The sequence below is a fragment of the Paenibacillus typhae genome (assembly GCF_900099765.1).
GTDB classification, from domain to species: domain Bacteria; phylum Bacillota; class Bacilli; order Paenibacillales; family Paenibacillaceae; genus Paenibacillus_AQ; species Paenibacillus_AQ typhae.
Genome location: NZ_FNDX01000022.1, coordinates 36,829 through 53,364, shown reverse-complemented (window position 1 = coordinate 53,364; position 16,536 = coordinate 36,829). Strand labels below are relative to the sequence as shown.

Sequence of the window (16,536 nt, the reverse complement as noted above, 5' to 3'; positions counted from 1 at the left end):
GTTCATCAATATATTGTAAGGTTGACTTATAATGGGTGATGGTCAGGTAATGGAAATACCCTTTTTGAGTGATTTCAGATCGCCGTTGGAATTCACCAGCTGCGGCAGCATCTTCATATTACGGGCCATTGGAGCATGGCAGAGGGGGCAAGACGGCGCATGTTCAAATGCGAAATTGTCCCTCATCCATCCATTGCAGTCATCATTGGTACAGGCCCAAATAGCGGTATTCTCTTCCGGTACTTCCTCGACAGGCTTTTTCCGGTAGTTCATTGCCGTTCCTCCCTTCCTTATATGTCACATGCCTGGACAACAAGTAAAAAAGCATCTGACGATGCCCTTACAGGTTGCTGACTGACAAATCCTTTGTTACAGAACGTGTGCCCAGCGTATTCTACTTAGATCAGGCTGTGTTTACAAGGGTGAGTTATACTTCTGATCTTTATAAAAAAAGACCGTCCCGACTTACGTGTAAGCAGGGACGGCGCTTCTATTATTACAGTTTTACAACGTTTTCGGCTTGTGGTCCACGGTTGCCTTGAACAACGTTGAATTCAACGCGTTGGCCTTCGTCCAAAGTTTTGAATCCTTCGCCAGTGATAGCGGAGAAGTGTACGAATACGTCGCTTCCGCCTTCAACTTCGATGAATCCGAATCCTTTTTCTGCGTTGAACCATTTAACTGTACCTGTTTGCATGTGTGTTACCTCCACAAATTTAAATTAATATGTTCTTTTTATCTTCAAACAAAGAAAAAATTCACACATTGAAAAGGGTTGTATTCCAATTGACAGCCCTTTTCAATACGAGAATTAGGTATCAAATGTATGATTATTCTCATGTTACCACACCCGGGGAACAAAGGCAAGCTGGCTTATCCGATATTCTCCGTTTTTTCCCTTAAAAGGTTCACTTTCCAATGTAAGGGCTGTCAGTCCAGTTGTAACTTGCGCTTCTGCACGATACTTCTTATTACCCTGCTTATTCTGCTTTGAAACGAAAGAAACGGTGCCGCCCCAAAAAAGTTTCTGTTCAGGGCGGCCGTGCCGCTTCCCTTTCTCATGACTGCCTCTTTATTATATACAGCCTGTGCAGCATTTATTCCTGCGGCTTCTCAAGAAGTTTCACAGTAGCCTGCTTTACTTCCCCGTTCCGGTAATACGTAATTTTTAGTTCATCGCCAATCTCTGTCTGCTCGTAGAGATACTTGCGCAACGACAGCGTTGAGGTAATCGGTTGATCATCAAATTTGGTAATGACATCGTTGAACTGAAGGCCTGCCTCCTCTGCCGGTCCTACCGCATCAAGCACAACCACGCCTTCTTTGACTGATGAAGGCAGGTTAAGCTCCTTCACCTGATCCTCAGCCAGCGGAACATAAGGATTGTTCAGATCTACCGAATACACGCCCAGGTAGGAACGTGATATTTTGCCCTTGGCCGCCAGCTCATCCGCCGTCTTCACCACATGGTTGGCGGGGATGGCGAATCCGAGTCCTTCTACGCCGGTGTCGGAAATTTTCATCGTATTGATTCCGATCACTTTACCATCCAGATCGACAAGTGCCCCTCCGCTGTTACCTTCGTTAATGGCGGCATCCGTCTGGATAACCTCCTGCTCCCAGTCATAAACCCCGTCCTGGTTCAGTGATACCGGGATAGTACGCTCTGTGTAGCTTACAATTCCGGAGGTCAGGGTATCCCCGAGACCAAGCGGATTGCCGATGGCAATCACCGTCTCGCCCAGCCGCAGCTTGGAGGAATCACCGATCTGGGCAACCGTTGTCACATCCTTGGCATCCATTGACAGTACAGCAATATCCGTAACCTTGTCTGCTCCTACCAGAACTGCCTTATGTGTCACACCGTCTACCGTTACCACTTCAAGCTTGCCTGAGCCTTCAATGACATGATTATTCGTAATGATAAAGGCCTTAGTATCGTCCTTCTTATAGATAACTCCCGATCCGAGTGCCGATTCATCGAGAATGTTAAGTTCCTCATTATCTTCTTTATGATTAATGATACTCACGACCGCGGGACGGACCAGTGCGGCAGCCTGAATAATCCGGTCATATGGATCCCCGCTGCTCGCTGTAACTTTCTGCCCTACTTCCGGTACATAGGCTTCCCTCTCGGCTGCAAATTGTCCTGTAACGAGACTGAACAGCAGCACGGCAACTACTGCACTGACTGCTGAGCTGATTACAGAGACCTGCCATGTGGCCATGGTGCGCCTTGATCTGTGCACGGTCCATTTCCGGCTGGTAAGCACTTTGCTTTTCTCCAGCTCTTTTCTTTTGCGGCGCGGTACTTTGGTTGAATAGAAATCGTCATCGAACAATCCCACGGGTACATCCTCTCCCCTCTATTGCTACTGCATTCACGACTGAACGCCAAGCAACTGCCCCCGGACTTCTCGCTCTCTCTTAGACTGTGCAGAGCGCTAAAAGGTTTCACTTTATACTATATACCGCCAAATCTGCGGTTTATAAGCGCCAAGGGTCTCTGATTCTTGCAACTTGCATGATAAACACCGTGAGTCTCAGGAATATTTTGCAGCTTAAAAGACTACAATAATAGAAGTAATGTACGTCTGATGCTTATATCTGTCGGTACCTTATAATTGTATCACAAGCGGGCGTACCGCCCACATTTTTCTTGAAGCAAAAACACATGAAATTGTTTACAGTTCCGTATCATCTCCAGCCGGAAAGGAGCGGGTGTCATGGAATCTTTTTCAACCAGCATGGATCTTGTGCAATTTATCGGTAAGCTTGGTGACCTCAAGGATGAACACTATCATTTGCTGCTTGTGCAGAGTGCACTGATCGAGCTTATGATTGATAAAGGAGTATTCTCCCGCCAGGAGCTTGACCGCAAAATGGCTGAGCTCGACCGGCTTATGGCTGGCTCACCTTATCCCATGGCGTAGGCCGGTCATAGTAGGTATCACATAATTTAAATTCACTGTCCTTGTAGAAGCAGCCCCGGTCCTCCATGGCTCCTCTCACCGACATTCTGGCCAAATCGATCATGTTATGATCGAGGCTTAGATGCGCCAGGTAGGTCCGCTTGGTCCGCCCGGTCAGAATCTCGCTTAATGCCGCCCCGGCCGCCTCATTGGAGAGATGGCCCATATCGCCAAGAATCCGCCGCTTGGTATTCCACGGATACCGGCCCATCCGCAGCATCTCGATATCATGATTCGCTTCCAGCACAAGCACGTCCGACCCTTCGAGTGCCATTCTGACCTTATCGCTGACATACCCAAGGTCTGTTGCTACGCATAGCTTCTCTTTGCCGTCATAAAAGTTATAGCCTACCGGTTCAGCAGCATCATGGGAGATGGCAAAGGACTCCACCCGCATGCTGCCAAAATCACGGTGCGTACCGGTCTCCAGAATAATCCGGTTATGCTCGGCAATATTGCCTATGCCTTTTTCGATGGCTCCCCAGGTCTTGCTGTTGGCGTAGATCGGCAGGTCGTATTTACGTGCAACAGCCCCAAGTCCTTTAATGTGGTCGGAATGCTCATGGGTCACCAGAATTCCGTCTATATCTTTCCCCGTCAGCTCGCGCATCCCCAGCAGCTCATCAATCCGCTTGGCGCTGAGCCCCGCGTCGATCATCAGTGTTGTTTCCCCGTTGCGTACTACTGTCGCATTACCGGTAGAACCGCTGGACAGCACTGTAAATGAAATTCCCATCTCTCCTGCTCCTTCTACTCTGTTGTCTTGGGACTGATAATGTCCGCACTGATCGCATCTACGTAATAGGCGCTGCCGTCCTCCAGCCAGAATCTCCACATCGGTGAAGCCACCTGGCTCTCAGAATTAAACAGCTCCCCGTAATAACCCAGTTCAATTTCTTTCACTACCGCGTCCGCCGGAAAATATTTTTCAATCAGGCTGCTGAGCGCCTGGGAGGCCGGGAGCACCTTCTGCACATCCGCATTTTCGTTGTCGCTGCCGGTCGCTACAATTTCAATTTTTGGCGAACGGTAGGCAACGATTTTCTGGTTGCTGTTGATGAGCTCCAGCTTTACCCGGAATAGAGAGTATTTCTGGTCCACCAGCGGGTGAAGCACGAACTTGCCGACCTCACTCTCCTGGGAATCGAAACGGTAACCTGCAATATCCGGGATCTCCCCCTGCAGGGCCTCGCTGAGCTCCGGGAATGAAGAATACATGAGCCCGCTGTCTATAGGCTCCTTCAGCAGGACCGGCGGAGCGTTCTGCTCCTCACCGGAATAGATGTAGGTGATATCCGGCAGCTGCGGCGTAGCTGCCGGAATCGGACTGAGTACCCGAATGCCCTTCTGTTCCATCACTGCCTGCGTTTCTGCCGAGAGGGAAGTAAAATCCAGGTTGGCAGTGGCCTGATCGCGCAAATCCATCCACAGCTGATAGCACAGCAGCAGATTCAGCACCAGAAAAGCGTAAATCAGCACACTCTTTGCTCTGCCCCAGTCCATACTTTCCCTCCTCTATGTTTATAACTCCGCAATTATTCATTATACCGCCTAGCTGATTGTAAGCACACTGCCATCATTTAGGGTAACCCGCCATACCGGTGTAAGGCGCAGGGTATCCCGCTGCAATACAGGAATATAGGCCGGAATCAGATCCTTCACAGCTGAGCCGGAGCTGATCTGGGCCAGCTTGGCCTTAAGCTCATCACCGCCCGGAAGCTGTACAATCCGCTTCACCGCCTGTTCTTCCTCAGTATACATCAGCGAACGTTCATAGGAAGAGACGGTACCCTGCTGCAGCTCCAGGATGATAACCCCGTACTGCAGCTGCGGCCGGCTCATAATCGGGTAAGAGCTGTAATACTGCTGAAATGACACCTTGCGCTCCTGCTTTTCCTCTTCCGTCGAAGCCAGCCGGTAGGTCCCGTTCCATCCGCCGTGCTGATTGACGAAATCAACAGCCTCCAGCGCATCCTTGGCAGACGTGCTCTCGCCGGCCGGCAGCGCCGCAGGATCACTGTAGCTCATCCAGTTCAGCTCCTGATCAACCTGAAGACTGCGTTTACTGTCGGTATAGATCTTGGAGCCGTCTTTTTCCGGAATATATCTGGTGCTTCCCGCATCAAAGAAAAGATTGCTCTGCATCTGTTCAATGGTATACATGCCGGACGGCATCTCGGCCTCGACCAGATCCAGCTTCTCCTCGGGCACATAATAATCCCCGTTCACCACTGTATAGGGAGTCCAGTTGATGCCGAAGTCGACATGCTGCTGCACGTCCTGTACGGTAAGATCGGCTTTGGCCGCCTCATACACAATGTCGCCTCTGGTGCTGAAAAAGACGGCATGCGCCTTCGAATCATTTTTGACATTGTAAATCCAGATCCGGTCAATGCTTTCTCCCTCAAACAGCGAATCAGGCGACAGCTGCATTACCCGCTGCAGCAGCGTAACGGGGATGCCGGCGCCGAAGCTCAGCTCAATACCGGCATTTTCGCTGCGGATTTTGTCCCAGTCGAAGTCCTCTACCGAGCGCCGCTGGAAGCTTTCAAAGCTCCGCCCCTTGAGCCGGTTAAAGATCAGATCATAGAAGGTAGAGTCGGGGTAGAACAGCGTATGCTTCCCTCCGCCCATATGAATGATCATCCGGTCGGGATAGAGCAGGTTTTCCACCTTTTCCTCAGGGCCCATATTATCGGTTTTGACATACAGATTCTCAGACATGACTGCTGAATCACTGCCCGGAAGCCGGTAGATCAGATAATAGCTTTCTACCAGACTGCCGAGGACCAGGATAGCAAGAATCCAGGTTTTCAGTTTCTCTCTCATCCTTCACTCCCCCTTTGCTGGTTCAGCAGAGGCAGCGTAAATGTGACTAATGAGCCTTCGTTAAGCTCCGATTGCAGGGAAATGGAACCGCCGTGCGCTTTGACAATTTCCCGGGCAATGGAAAGTCCGAGACCGGTACCGCCCATATTCCTTGAACGGGCCTTATCTACCCTGTAAAAGCGTTCAAAGATTCGCTCAATATCCTTCTTGGGAATTCCGATCCCGGAATCGCGTACCGATATGGCCAGCATCCCGTCCTCGCTTTTTACGGCCTGAAGGCTGATCGTGCCGCCCTCAGGCGTATATTTCAGTGCATTGGACACCAGATTGCCAAGCACCTGATCAATCTGGTCCCGGTCCAGCCAGGCCATGGCGACATCCTTGTGCACGATCGTGCTGATGTGAATCCGCTTCTGGCGGATCTGGAACGAGAAGCGGTCGGCCACATCCTCCAGCATCTCGGAGATATCGGTCTGCTGGATACGCAGGCTGGATTCCTTGGAATCCAGCCGCGAAAGATGCAGCAGGTCGGTGACAAGCCGGATCATCCGTTCCGTTTCGTTGCGGATAACGCCGACGAACCGCACGGCCAGCTGCTGGTCATCCAGTGCCCCGTCATCCAGCGCTTCTACATAGCTCTTGATCGTCGTCAGCGGGGTCCGCAGCTCATGGGAGACGTTGGCCACGAATTCACGCCGTGACTCCTCCAGATTCTCCTGCTCCGTGACATCCTGAAGCACGGCAATTGTCCCGGCGATCCCCCCGCCCTCGCGCCGGTGGATCGGAGTGAATGTCACCCGCACAATATTCGGGTCTCCCCCGCCCATCGGCGACAGGTGAATCAGCGCCGACTGGGCATTGCCCTCGGCAAGCGACCCTGTCTGCTCATGATCCAGTCCGAGCAGCTCATCCAGCGGCGCCCCCTCGGGCAGCGGACCCTCAGATCCAAGCATATCGGCAGCACGGGTATTCATCAGAATTACCCTTCCGCTCTCATCGGTAGCGACCACGCCATCGCTCATGTTGGTCAGGATGGAAGCCAGCTTCTCCTTCTCCTCCTCATTCTGCGATAGCGCCTCACGCAGCCGGCCGGTCATATAGTTGAATGCCTGGCTCAGCTGGCCGATTTCGTCATTGCCAAACTCGGGCATCCTGCGGTTGAACTTGCCTTCGGCAAGGGCAGTGGCATGACGGGTCATCTCTTTAATCGGATGGGTAATCGTATGGGCCAGAATGACGCATAACACAGCCGTCAACGCCAGGGCCAGCAGCAGCCCGGAGAGAAACACGCTGTTGATCCGGCTCATCGTTGCATAAAGATCCTTCATATCGGCGGCAATATAAATCGCTCCAACGACCTTGTCACCGGCAAGCACAGGCTTGGCTACAACTTTCTTGCGCACATTATCATCCGCGATGATATATTCCTCATTGTCGCTGATGCCCTGCAGCGCCCGGCTGACCACAGTCTGCGTATTGCGCTGCCCCACATAGTCATTCTGAGACGGAACCGAGGTCGTAATGATCTTGCCGCTTGCATCAAGCACCTGAATTTCCGCACCGTTGATGTACAGGTTATTGACCATACCGCGCAGGCTCTCCACCGCGGTCTCCTCATCCGTTGTTCCGGTCTCACTGCCAAGCTTGTCCGCAGTCAGTATGGACAGCATCTCCGCTCTTGCCTTCAGATCCTTGGTAAAATTCTCAGTCAGGGAATTCTTCATCGAGCTGACAAAATAAACCCCGATCAGCTGCATCGCCACCAGAATCAGCAAAACATAAATAACGGTCAGCCTGGCCTGAATTGTCCGGAAAAAGGACAGCCCTTTCTTCATCACAGGCCCCCGCTTTTGGGGCTGTGCATCAGATAGCCCAGTCCCCGCCGGGTAAAAATATATTCCGGCTTGCTGGGATTCTCCTCAATTTTCTCTCTCAGGCGCCGGATCGTGACATCGACAGTCCGGACATCCCCGAAATATTCGAATCCCCATACCGCCTGCAGCAGATGTTCCCGTGTCATTACTTTGCCGGCATGGCGGATCATATAATAGAGCAGCTCATATTCGCGGTGGGTCAGATCCAGCGGTTCTCCGTCCTTATAGACCATGTACATGTCGGTATCCACGAACAGCCCGAAATGCTGGATACCCTGCTTGCTCTCCACAGTCTCATTCAGCGATCCGGCGGATACCGGTTTATGCTGGCGCCGCATCTGCGCTTTGACTCTGGCCAGCAGCTCGCGTGTGCTGAAGGGCTTGGTCACATAATCATCGGCGCCCAGCTCAAGGCCCAGCACCTTATCGATTTCCCCGTCCTTGGCGGTCAGCATGATAATCGGAATATCCAGATGCGCAAGCCGTACCTCGCGGCACACATCCATACCGTCCTTGCCTGGAAGCATGAGATCGAGCAGCATCAGATCAGGCCGTTTGGATAGTGCCAGTTCCACCGCGCTGTTGCCGTCAAACGCGCAGATCACCTCATAGCCTTCTTTTTCTAAATTGAATTTCAAAATATCCGCAATAGGCTGTTCATCGTCAACTACCAGAATCGTCCCCATCTGCATATGCTCAGCTTCACCTTTCTCGCCATACTTGTCATTGATTCTCTTATTTTAACATACCTGTCCTGACGTCACATCCTACTCCCGGTAAATATAAAGCCGCCCGAAACGATTTCGGACGGCTGGTTATAACGAATGGATTATTTCAAATATTTCAGCGGATTGACTGCTGTGCCGTTCTTGCGGATTTCAAAATGCAGGTGGGTTCCCGTCGAGCGGCCCGTATTACCCATAATCCCGATCTTGCCTCCCTGCTCAAGCCGTTGTCCGACTGATACGGAAATACTGCGCAAGTGACCGTAATAGGTCACGTAACCGTTCCTGTGATCGACAATAACTACATTGCCGTATCCGCTCTGTACACCGGCAAAGGTAACAGTTCCTGCATCGGCCGCCTTAATCGTACGGTTGCCCGATACGAGGTCAATACCCTTATGGGCGCGTCCCCAGCGTTCGCCGAAGCTGCTGGATAACGTTGCGCCGCTGACCGGCCAGGCGAACATGCCGGTGCCTTCACCGACAACCTTAGTCCCGCGGTAGACGACTTCGGGCAGCGATTCCTTGAGCACCGTCTGTCCCAGCCATTCCTCCTTGACCACCAGACCGTTCTCCTTCGTTAACCGGTACTGCATTTCCTTCAGGCCGGTCTGGCCGGGACGAACAACCTTGCTCTTGCCGGCAGCCAGTTGATCGCTTGTACGGACAATGACCTCAGGCTCTGTAACCACCTGCTCTGTTACCTGCTCAACCGTCGTAACGGTAAGCTCAGGCTGCGGCACCGTCAGCTGCAGCTCATCCCCGATCTGCAGGGTAAGCTCTTTGACGGTCGGGTTATTGCGGAATATATCAGCCTGAGTGATGCTGAACCGTTTGGCAATTCCGGAAACCGTATCGCCTTCCTGTACGGTATAGACCAGCGGCTCTTCCTTGCCTTCCGTCAGTGCCTTGACCGCTTCCTCCAGCGTTAGCACCTTGTTAGGGTCAGCCTTGATCGGAACAATGGTTACTTCTTCCTCGATGGAAGCCGAATCCACCTTGCCCGTGCTTGCGGAAACCGCCGCCTTGCTGGTGGCCGCCATCTTCTTCAGCTGTGCACCTGCTGTTTCTGCTGCCGCCGGCAGATAATGCGCCTTCACGCCCTGCAATACAGCATTTGCCGTTTCCTGGTCCTTAACAATACCGATCGATTTGCCGTCTACAGTCAGCTGAACACCGACTGCATATGCCTTGAGCATGCCATCCAGCTTGTCCAGCGTAGCTGCAGTGTCAACCACCGGCTTATACGCCGCTTCTTCCTCGGTAGTAATCCCGGTTGTCTGTAGTACCATAACTGAGTCGGGATACTTGGTCTGGTATTCCTTGCGTTTCTGTTCAAACAGCTGGTCCAGCTCAGACTGCTGGCTGATCTTGCCGATCTCCTCGCCCTTCACCAGCACCTTGTAATAGGTGACTGTATTGGCGGCCACATACTTCCTCTCTGCCCCGACCAGGAAGGCAGACAAAAGCACCAGCCCGGCTGATGCCGCAATCCAGGAACGCCGCAGTCTCCGCGGTTTGGGTTCCTGATGAAAGACAATAGCGTCGCCGGAGGCACGTGTGCCCTGTTGACTCTCTGCGCCCGATCCTGCGGATGTTCCTTCGCTGCCCCGCAGCTTCCCCATCAGGCGCATGAACTTAAATCCCTTCATGAAACTCTCCCTTTCAATCTGCCCGTTCAGCCCGCCCCTGAAGAGCGGCCAAGCTTGTTTTGCGACCCCTTATTATATAATCTGCTGTGTCTTATTTTTCTTTTTACATTAGTGTGAATGGTTCGTGTTGTATGTTATAAATTTTCACGGTGTTACCAGTGTCTTTCAGCACTGAAAAGGTTACAAAAAATTAACCCCTTCTAGTCCTTTTTTACTGTACCATAGCCCGAAGAATAATTTCAACTTTCTAAACATGGCAAAACCCGCGTTTATTGCGGGTTTTTATCAATAATTTGCAGTTTAAACACCATTCCTGTGTCTAAAAACTGACTCTTTTGTAATTTATGGATTTACGGAAGACTCCGGTGTAAGCATTTTCATCAGCAGCTCATATTCATCCTGATTTACGTATTTGGCAATAACCCCCTGTATTTCCTTAACTTCAGCCTCTGTTAACCCATCCTCCATTGCTGTGGAGATCGCCTGCATTTCCTCCTGCGGAAGCTTTTTCATCAGAATATTAAAGATCCCGACTTTGTCCTCCTCCGGTATATTATCCTTCATTTCACTCATCGCATCCGGGGTCATAACCAGCTGTTGATCCTGGCCCTCCGCATCCGAAGCTTCAGAGGCTCCCGCGGTATCCTCTTCGGCCGGCTGGCCCATAACGGCCACAGCATCCTCTGGCACCTTCTCCTCTACTGCCTTATCGCCGGTGTCCTTGGCCGGATTCTCCCCGGTATCCTCTTTCTCCTTCTGGCCGGTGACCCCATCTGATTCAGTCTTACTGCCCATTCCCGTCAGACTCTTCACAAAGCCGCCGATTCCCGGCGCCGGGCTATCCAGCTTAATATCAAAGCTTGCCAGCACCGACTGAATGTAGGTATTAACCACATAGGCTGTTGTCAGCACTGACAGCGCACTGGCCAGTACAACAATCAGGCATATGCCAACTGCATTTTTTACAATCTTCATTATGATCACTTCTCCCTTGCTCTCTGTCATACTCCATCTTTCGGAAAAGGAATTCTTTACCGCCCTAAATTCCAGTATTGACCATATTATGCGGCGGGAAACGTATAAACGGTGAACAGAGCCAGGCGCAAGTGAAAAAAGGACATGCAAAAAGGACCCCTTTGCAGAGGTCCTCTCGTTATAAACCGTTTATTATACGTAGATTGGCAGCACTTGATTGGTCTGTTCGCGGTTACGTCCAACCGAGAAGATAGCAATTGGAATACCTGTCAGTTCAGATACACGCTCCACGTAACGGCGGGTATTGGCCGGCAGATCCTCCAGAGTCTTAGCAGCAGTAATATCCTCGCTCCAGCCTGGAAGCTCTTCATACACCGCTTCGCATTCAGCCAGCATTTTGAGGCTGGCCGGATAATGGGTGATGATCTCTCCGCGGTATTTGTAGCCGGTGCAGATCTTCACAGTTTCCAGCCCGCTGAGCACGTCCAGCGAGTTAAGCGACAAGCCGGTAATTCCGCTCACGCGGCGGGCATGACGCACCACTACGCTGTCGAACCAGCCCACACGGCGCGGACGTCCGGTAACCGTACCGTATTCATGTCCGGTTTCACGGATGTAGTCACCTGTTGCATCACTGAGTTCTGTCGGGAACGGGCCGTCACCAACACGTGTAGTGTAGGCTTTGGCAACACCGATAACCTGCTTGATCTTCGACGGGCCTACCCCGGAGCCGATGCACACACCGCCAGCGGACGGATTCGAGGAGGTTACGAATGGATATGTTCCCTGGTCGATATCCAGCATAACGCCTTGAGCACCTTCGAACAGCACCTTGGAATCCCCATCAATGGCATCGTTCAGAATAACGGAGGTGTCCGTTACATATCCGCGGAGCACTTCTGCATATTCCAGGTATTTCGCCAGAATCTCTTCCACATCCAGCGGTTCTGCACCATAAACCTGTGTTATAACCTGATTTTTCTCTGTTACCAGATGACGCAGTCTCAGCTCGAATTCCTCGGCATCCATCAGATCGGCGATCCGGATGCCGTTGCGGGCAGCTTTGTCCATATAAGCTGGGCCGATCCCTTTGCGGGTGGTTCCGATCTTGTTCGGGCCCTTGCGGTCTTCTTCCAGCGCATCGAGCAGCATGTGGTACGGCATGATGACATGGGCGCGGTCGCTGATGACCAGGTTCTTCGTATCAAAGCCATTTTCATGAATATAATTAATTTCTTGGATCAGGGCTTCAGGATTGATGACCATTCCGTTACCGATTACACAAGTTTTCTCTTTATAAAATACACCAGATGGAATCAGGCTAAGCTTGAACTTCTTCCCGTCAATCAGAATCGTGTGACCGGCATTGTTGCCCCCCTGATACCGGGCGACCACATCTGCGCTCTCTGCCAGAAAATCAGTGATCTTCCCTTTGCCTTCGTCTCCCCATTGTGTTCCCACGACGACTACCGTTGACATATTCATTCCTCCGTTGGCGCCACTTTAGCACCATTATTTATAATAATATGGGCCCTGTACAACGTTCCTATGTACGCAGCCCTCCGGACGCTATGCGGGTTTAACCCGCTAAAGCACAATAACCAGTGTAACAGCGGTACTTTTTAAAGTCAAATAAAAACGAACGATCACACAGGTAAATGTATGATCGTTCGGATATTGTGCATAAATTGCCTAACCTGCAAACGGTTCAGAGTGCGCTCGCTCGTAGTTGACGAACTTGTTAAAGTTCTTCAGAAATACAAGCTCCACGGTGCCTACTGGACCGTTACGCTGCTTGGCAATAATGATTTCGATAATATTCTTTTTCTCCGTATCCTGGTTATAGTAATCGTCACGGTACAGGAACGCTACAATATCGGCATCCTGCTCGATTGAACCGGATTCACGGAGGTCACTCATCATCGGGCGCTTGTCCTGACGCTGCTCTACACCGCGGCTGAGCTGGGACAGGGCAATAACCGGAACGTCCAGCTCACGGGCAATCTGCTTCAGCGTACGGGAAATCTCTGAGACCTCCTGCTGGCGGTTCTCGCCAGGCTTGCCGCGTCCCTGAATCAGCTGCAGGTAGTCGATGACGATCATGCCAAGGCCTTTTTCCTTCTTCAGCCTGCGGCATTTGGCGCGGATATCGGTAACCGTAATCCCCGGAGTATCATCAATGTAGATTTCTGACTCGGCCAAGGCCTGAATTCCCATGGTCAGCTTGGACCAGTCGTCATCATTTTTGAATTCGCCGGTACGCATGATATTGGCATCCAGATTAGCCTCGGCGCAGATCATACGCTGTACCAGCTGGGCCGCCGACATTTCCAAACTGAAGATCGCCACGGTCTCCTGAGCGCGGACTGCCACGTTCTGGGCTATATTCAGCGCGAACGCTGTCTTGCCGACAGACGGACGGGCAGCAACAATAATCAGGTCATTGCGCTGAAAGCCGTTGGTCATATGATCAAGGTCAACGAAGCCGGTCGGAATCCCCGAGGTATTGCCTTTATTCTGATGGAGCATTTCTACTCGGTCGAATACTTCCATCACGACATCACGGATGGCAATAAAGCCGCTGCCGCTGCGCCGGTTGGAGATTTCCAGGATCCGCCGCTCGGCATCGCTCAGCATAATGCCTACATCTTCGCCCCCGGTGTAGCCTTCGCTGACAATCTGCGTAGCTGTGCGGATCAGCCGCCGCAGCATCGCCTTTTCTTCAATGATCTGGGCATAGTAGTCCACGTTGGCTGCAGTCGGCACTGCATGGGCCAGCTTAGCCAGATAGCTGACACCGCCGATATCCTCAAGCTCTCCCTTATCCTGTAACCGGGAGGTCAGTGTAATCAGGTCAATCGGCTGGCTCTCTTCTCCGAGCTGCACCATCGCCTCAAAGATCATCTGATGCGGTTTGTCGTAGAAGTCTTCGGTTTGCACCCGCTCCATCGCTGTAATCAGCGCCTCATCATGCAGCAGAACAGCACCTAGTACGGCCTGCTCCGCCTCCAGATTCTGCGGGGGAATCCGATCGAAAAAGAGATCTCCACCCATTTTACTCCTCCGTTACCTGAACCGTGAGGTTAGCCTTTACTTCAGTATGCAGCTTCACATGAATCTGGAATGTGCCGATATGTCGGATAGGATCGTTCAGCTCAATCTTGCGTTTGTCGATTACGATGCCCTGTGTCGCTGCAAGCGTCTCGGCAATCTGCTTGCTGGTGATTGCCCCGAACAGCCGGCCGCCTTCACCTGATTTTGCTTTGAGCGTCAGGGTGAGCTCGTCCAGCTTCTTGCCAAGCTGTACTGCTTCCTCTTTCTCCTGTTCCTTCTTGCGCTGTTCGGCGGCAGCCTGGTTCTCCAGTGTCTTAACGTTGCCGTCAGTAGCCGGACGTACGAGTCCGCGCGGAAGCAGGAAGTTCGTTGCGTAGCCTTCCGAAACCTCTTTAACCTGCCCTTTTTTACCTTGTCCCTTAACATCTTTTATAAAAATGACCTTCATTCGAACAGCCCCTCTTTCGCTTCAATTTCCGCCAGCACTTCAAGCAGTCTGGCCTCTGCTTCCTTACAGGTTCCTTCAAGCTGCACCGCCGCATTGGACAGGTGTCCGCCGCCGCCCAGCTTCTCCATCACGACCTGCACGTTCATCCGTCCCAGTGAACGCGCGCTGATGCCGATCAGGCCGTCAGGCCGCTCGCTGATGACAAAGGACGCCACCACATTGGTCATGCCCAGTAGAGTATCTGCAGTCTGGGCAATCAGCAGCTGCGGGATTTTCATGCCCGGTGACGTTACAACCAGTGCAATATGATCATACACCATCCGCGCATGTTTGATAATTTCGGCTTTGGAGATATACTCCTGCAGATCCTCCTTCAGCATACGCTGGATCAGGATTGTATCTGCCCCAATCCGCCGCAGGAAGCCTGCTGCCTCAAAGGTGCGGGAGCCGGTATGGAGGGCAAAATGCTTCGTATCCACCGTAATACCGGCTAGCAGCATGGTCGCCTCCAGCGGGCTTAGCTTGATCTTGTCGTGAATATACTGCAGCAGCTCCGTTACCAGCTCACAGGTTGAGGAGGCATACGGCTCCAGATAGACCAGCACGGCATCATTGATGAACTCCTCACCCCGCCGGTGATGGTCAACGACAACGATCCGGCTGGCATACTGCACCAGCCGCGGCTCCATAGTCATTGAGGCTTTATGGGTATCTACAACGATGAGCAGCGTATGCTCGGTCATCATCTGGAGTGCCTGCTCGGTGGTGATGAAATTGCTGTACAGCTCCTCATCCCGCTTGATCTGTTCCAGCATCCGGGTTATGGACGGGTTCGGCCCCTCCGTGACAATGCTGGCTTCCACATTGTACATCTGTGCCGCCTTCAGCAGGCCGATTGAAGCACCGATCGCGTCAATGTCTGGCGTGCGGTGGCCCATAATCAGCACCTTGTCGCTCTCCTGCATAAGGTCGCGCAGCGCATGGGCGATGACCCTTGCCCGGACCCGGGTCCGCTTCTCTGCAGCATTGCTCTTGCCGCCGTAGAAGGACAGGCGCTGGCCTGCCTTCACCGCAGCCTGGTCGCCGCCGCGTCCGAGCGCCATATCCAGGCTGGACTGGGCCAGCGCCCCGAGCTCGCTTGCAGACTCCGTTCCGTAAGCAAGTCCGATGCTCAGGGTCATCGGCACTTTAAGATCAGCCGTCATCTCGCGCACTTCATCGAGTATGACGAACCGGCTCTCTTCCAGCGCCTGCAGGCTGCGGTGATTAAGCAGCATCAGATACCGCTCTGAAGACAGCCGCCGCAGATAGACCTCGAACTGCTTGCTCCATTCCGTAATCTCGCTGGCTACCTTGGCAATCAGCGAAGTCCGCTGCTGGTCATCCATGCCCTGGGCGGCCTCATCCAGATTGTCCATCATGACAATACCGATGGCCAGCTTCTCTTCCTCATAGCGTTCACGAAGCACCACAAGCTCCGTAATATCGTATAAGTACAGCATGCGTTCACTGGGAATGATCACCGCTTGGTAATACCGGTCGTCTACAGTGATTTCCTGTCTGACATCCTTCAGTGCGCCGGTATCCCTGGCCGCCTCCCGCTTCACCGGACCGCCTGCGGCCAGTGCAGGCACTACACCAGGCAGCAGCTCCTGCAGCTCTTCACCTACCAGTGTCTTGCGGCTGAAGATATCACTGGCGTTGCGGTTATGCCATTCCACAGTTCGGTCCTCACTGTACAGGATGATGCCAAGGGGAAGCATGCTGACCGCCTCGCCTTCCACCCTTTTGATCCGGAAGGACAGCCCGTTGATATACTCCACCAGATTGCGCCGGAACGAGAGCTCCGCCTGCAGCATTGAGAAGCACAGCGTGCCAGCCAGAAACAGGCTGGCCACACCGAGAACCCAGTTATAGCTGCTGACAATGATAATAAGGACCAGCATCAGCAGGAACGCCCATACGGTATGATAGCCGTGCCAGCGTCTTTGCAGAAATTTAGGCATG

The 16,536-nt window shown here is 52.4% G+C and carries 15 protein-coding genes; 1 reads left to right on the top strand and 14 read right to left on the bottom strand.

All coding sequences use genetic code 11. The annotated features are described in order from the left end of the window. Positions 1–42: 42 nt before the first annotated feature. From BLR64_RS17770 to BLR64_RS17760, 3 genes are all read right to left on the bottom strand, one after another. Positions 43–273: a cold-shock protein gene (locus BLR64_RS17770; protein ID WP_039878009.1), complete on the bottom strand. Its 231-nt coding sequence runs from the start codon at positions 271–273 to the stop codon at positions 43–45. Between the two features lie 223 nt (positions 274–496). Next, positions 497–697, bottom strand: coding sequence for a cold-shock protein (locus BLR64_RS17765; RefSeq protein WP_039878010.1), 201 nt, complete (start codon positions 695–697; stop codon positions 497–499). A gap of 400 nt (positions 698–1,097) precedes the next feature. Then, positions 1,098–2,348 carry a S1C family serine protease gene (locus tag BLR64_RS17760; protein WP_090716159.1) on the bottom strand — a complete coding sequence of 417 codons (1,251 nt, stop codon included), beginning with the start codon at positions 2,346–2,348 and terminating at the stop codon, positions 1,098–1,100. A 378-nt stretch (positions 2,349–2,726) separates the two neighbouring features. On the opposite strand from BLR64_RS17760, the gene BLR64_RS17755 reads away from it, so the two are divergent. After that, entirely contained in the window at positions 2,727–2,933 is a 207-nt protein-coding gene (locus BLR64_RS17755; protein WP_068729603.1) for a hypothetical protein, read from the top strand. On the opposite strand, the gene BLR64_RS17750 is transcribed toward BLR64_RS17755, so the two are convergent. The 11 genes from BLR64_RS17750 to BLR64_RS17700 form a co-directional block, all read right to left on the bottom strand. Beyond that, the gene (locus BLR64_RS17750) at positions 2,902–3,708 is read right to left on the bottom strand and encodes an MBL fold metallo-hydrolase (protein ID WP_068729521.1); all 807 of its coding nucleotides are present in this window, start codon (positions 3,706–3,708) and stop codon (positions 2,902–2,904) included. The two genes, BLR64_RS17755 and BLR64_RS17750, sit on opposite strands and share 32 nt — an antisense overlap. A 14-nt stretch (positions 3,709–3,722) precedes the next feature. After that, the gene (gene yycI, locus BLR64_RS17745) at positions 3,723–4,475 is read right to left on the bottom strand and encodes a two-component system regulatory protein YycI (protein WP_068729523.1); all 753 of its coding nucleotides are present in this window, start codon (positions 4,473–4,475) and stop codon (positions 3,723–3,725) included. 48 nt (positions 4,476–4,523) lie between these two features. Beyond that, positions 4,524–5,801, bottom strand: coding sequence for a YycH family regulatory protein (locus tag BLR64_RS17740; protein WP_090716158.1), 1,278 nt, complete (start codon positions 5,799–5,801; stop codon positions 4,524–4,526). Beyond that, entirely contained in the window at positions 5,798–7,636 is a 1,839-nt protein-coding gene (gene walK, locus BLR64_RS17735) for a cell wall metabolism sensor histidine kinase WalK (protein ID WP_090716156.1), read from the bottom strand. The genes BLR64_RS17740 and walK overlap by 4 nt, the downstream gene beginning before the upstream one ends. Next, positions 7,636–8,367 (bottom strand): response regulator YycF, encoded by a 732-nt coding sequence (gene yycF / locus BLR64_RS17730; RefSeq protein WP_090716155.1) that lies wholly within the window; start codon positions 8,365–8,367, stop codon positions 7,636–7,638. The genes walK and yycF overlap by 1 nt, the downstream gene beginning before the upstream one ends. Before the next feature lie 137 nt (positions 8,368–8,504). Beyond that, positions 8,505–10,052, bottom strand: coding sequence for a peptidoglycan DD-metalloendopeptidase family protein (locus BLR64_RS17725; RefSeq protein ID WP_090716153.1), 1,548 nt, complete (start codon positions 10,050–10,052; stop codon positions 8,505–8,507). A gap of 342 nt (positions 10,053–10,394) precedes the next feature. Beyond that, positions 10,395–11,027, bottom strand: coding sequence for a hypothetical protein (locus tag BLR64_RS17720; protein WP_090716152.1), 633 nt, complete (start codon positions 11,025–11,027; stop codon positions 10,395–10,397). 192 nt (positions 11,028–11,219) lie between these two features. Beyond that, positions 11,220–12,506 carry an adenylosuccinate synthase gene (locus tag BLR64_RS17715; RefSeq protein ID WP_090716150.1) on the bottom strand — a complete coding sequence of 429 codons (1,287 nt, stop codon included), beginning with the start codon at positions 12,504–12,506 and terminating at the stop codon, positions 11,220–11,222. Positions 12,507–12,719: 213 nt separating this feature from the next. Then, a complete protein-coding gene (dnaB, locus tag BLR64_RS17710; protein ID WP_068729535.1) occupies positions 12,720–14,081 on the bottom strand; it encodes a replicative DNA helicase in 1,362 nt (453 codons plus the stop codon). Position 14,082: 1 nt separating this feature from the next. Further along, positions 14,083–14,529, bottom strand: coding sequence for a 50S ribosomal protein L9 (gene rplI / locus BLR64_RS17705; RefSeq protein ID WP_090716148.1), 447 nt, complete (start codon positions 14,527–14,529; stop codon positions 14,083–14,085). Further along, positions 14,526–16,535 carry a DHH family phosphoesterase gene (locus BLR64_RS17700; RefSeq protein WP_090716146.1) on the bottom strand — a complete coding sequence of 670 codons (2,010 nt, stop codon included), beginning with the start codon at positions 16,533–16,535 and terminating at the stop codon, positions 14,526–14,528. Before BLR64_RS17700 ends, rplI begins: the two co-directional genes overlap by 4 nt. Position 16,536: the final 1 nt, after the last annotated feature.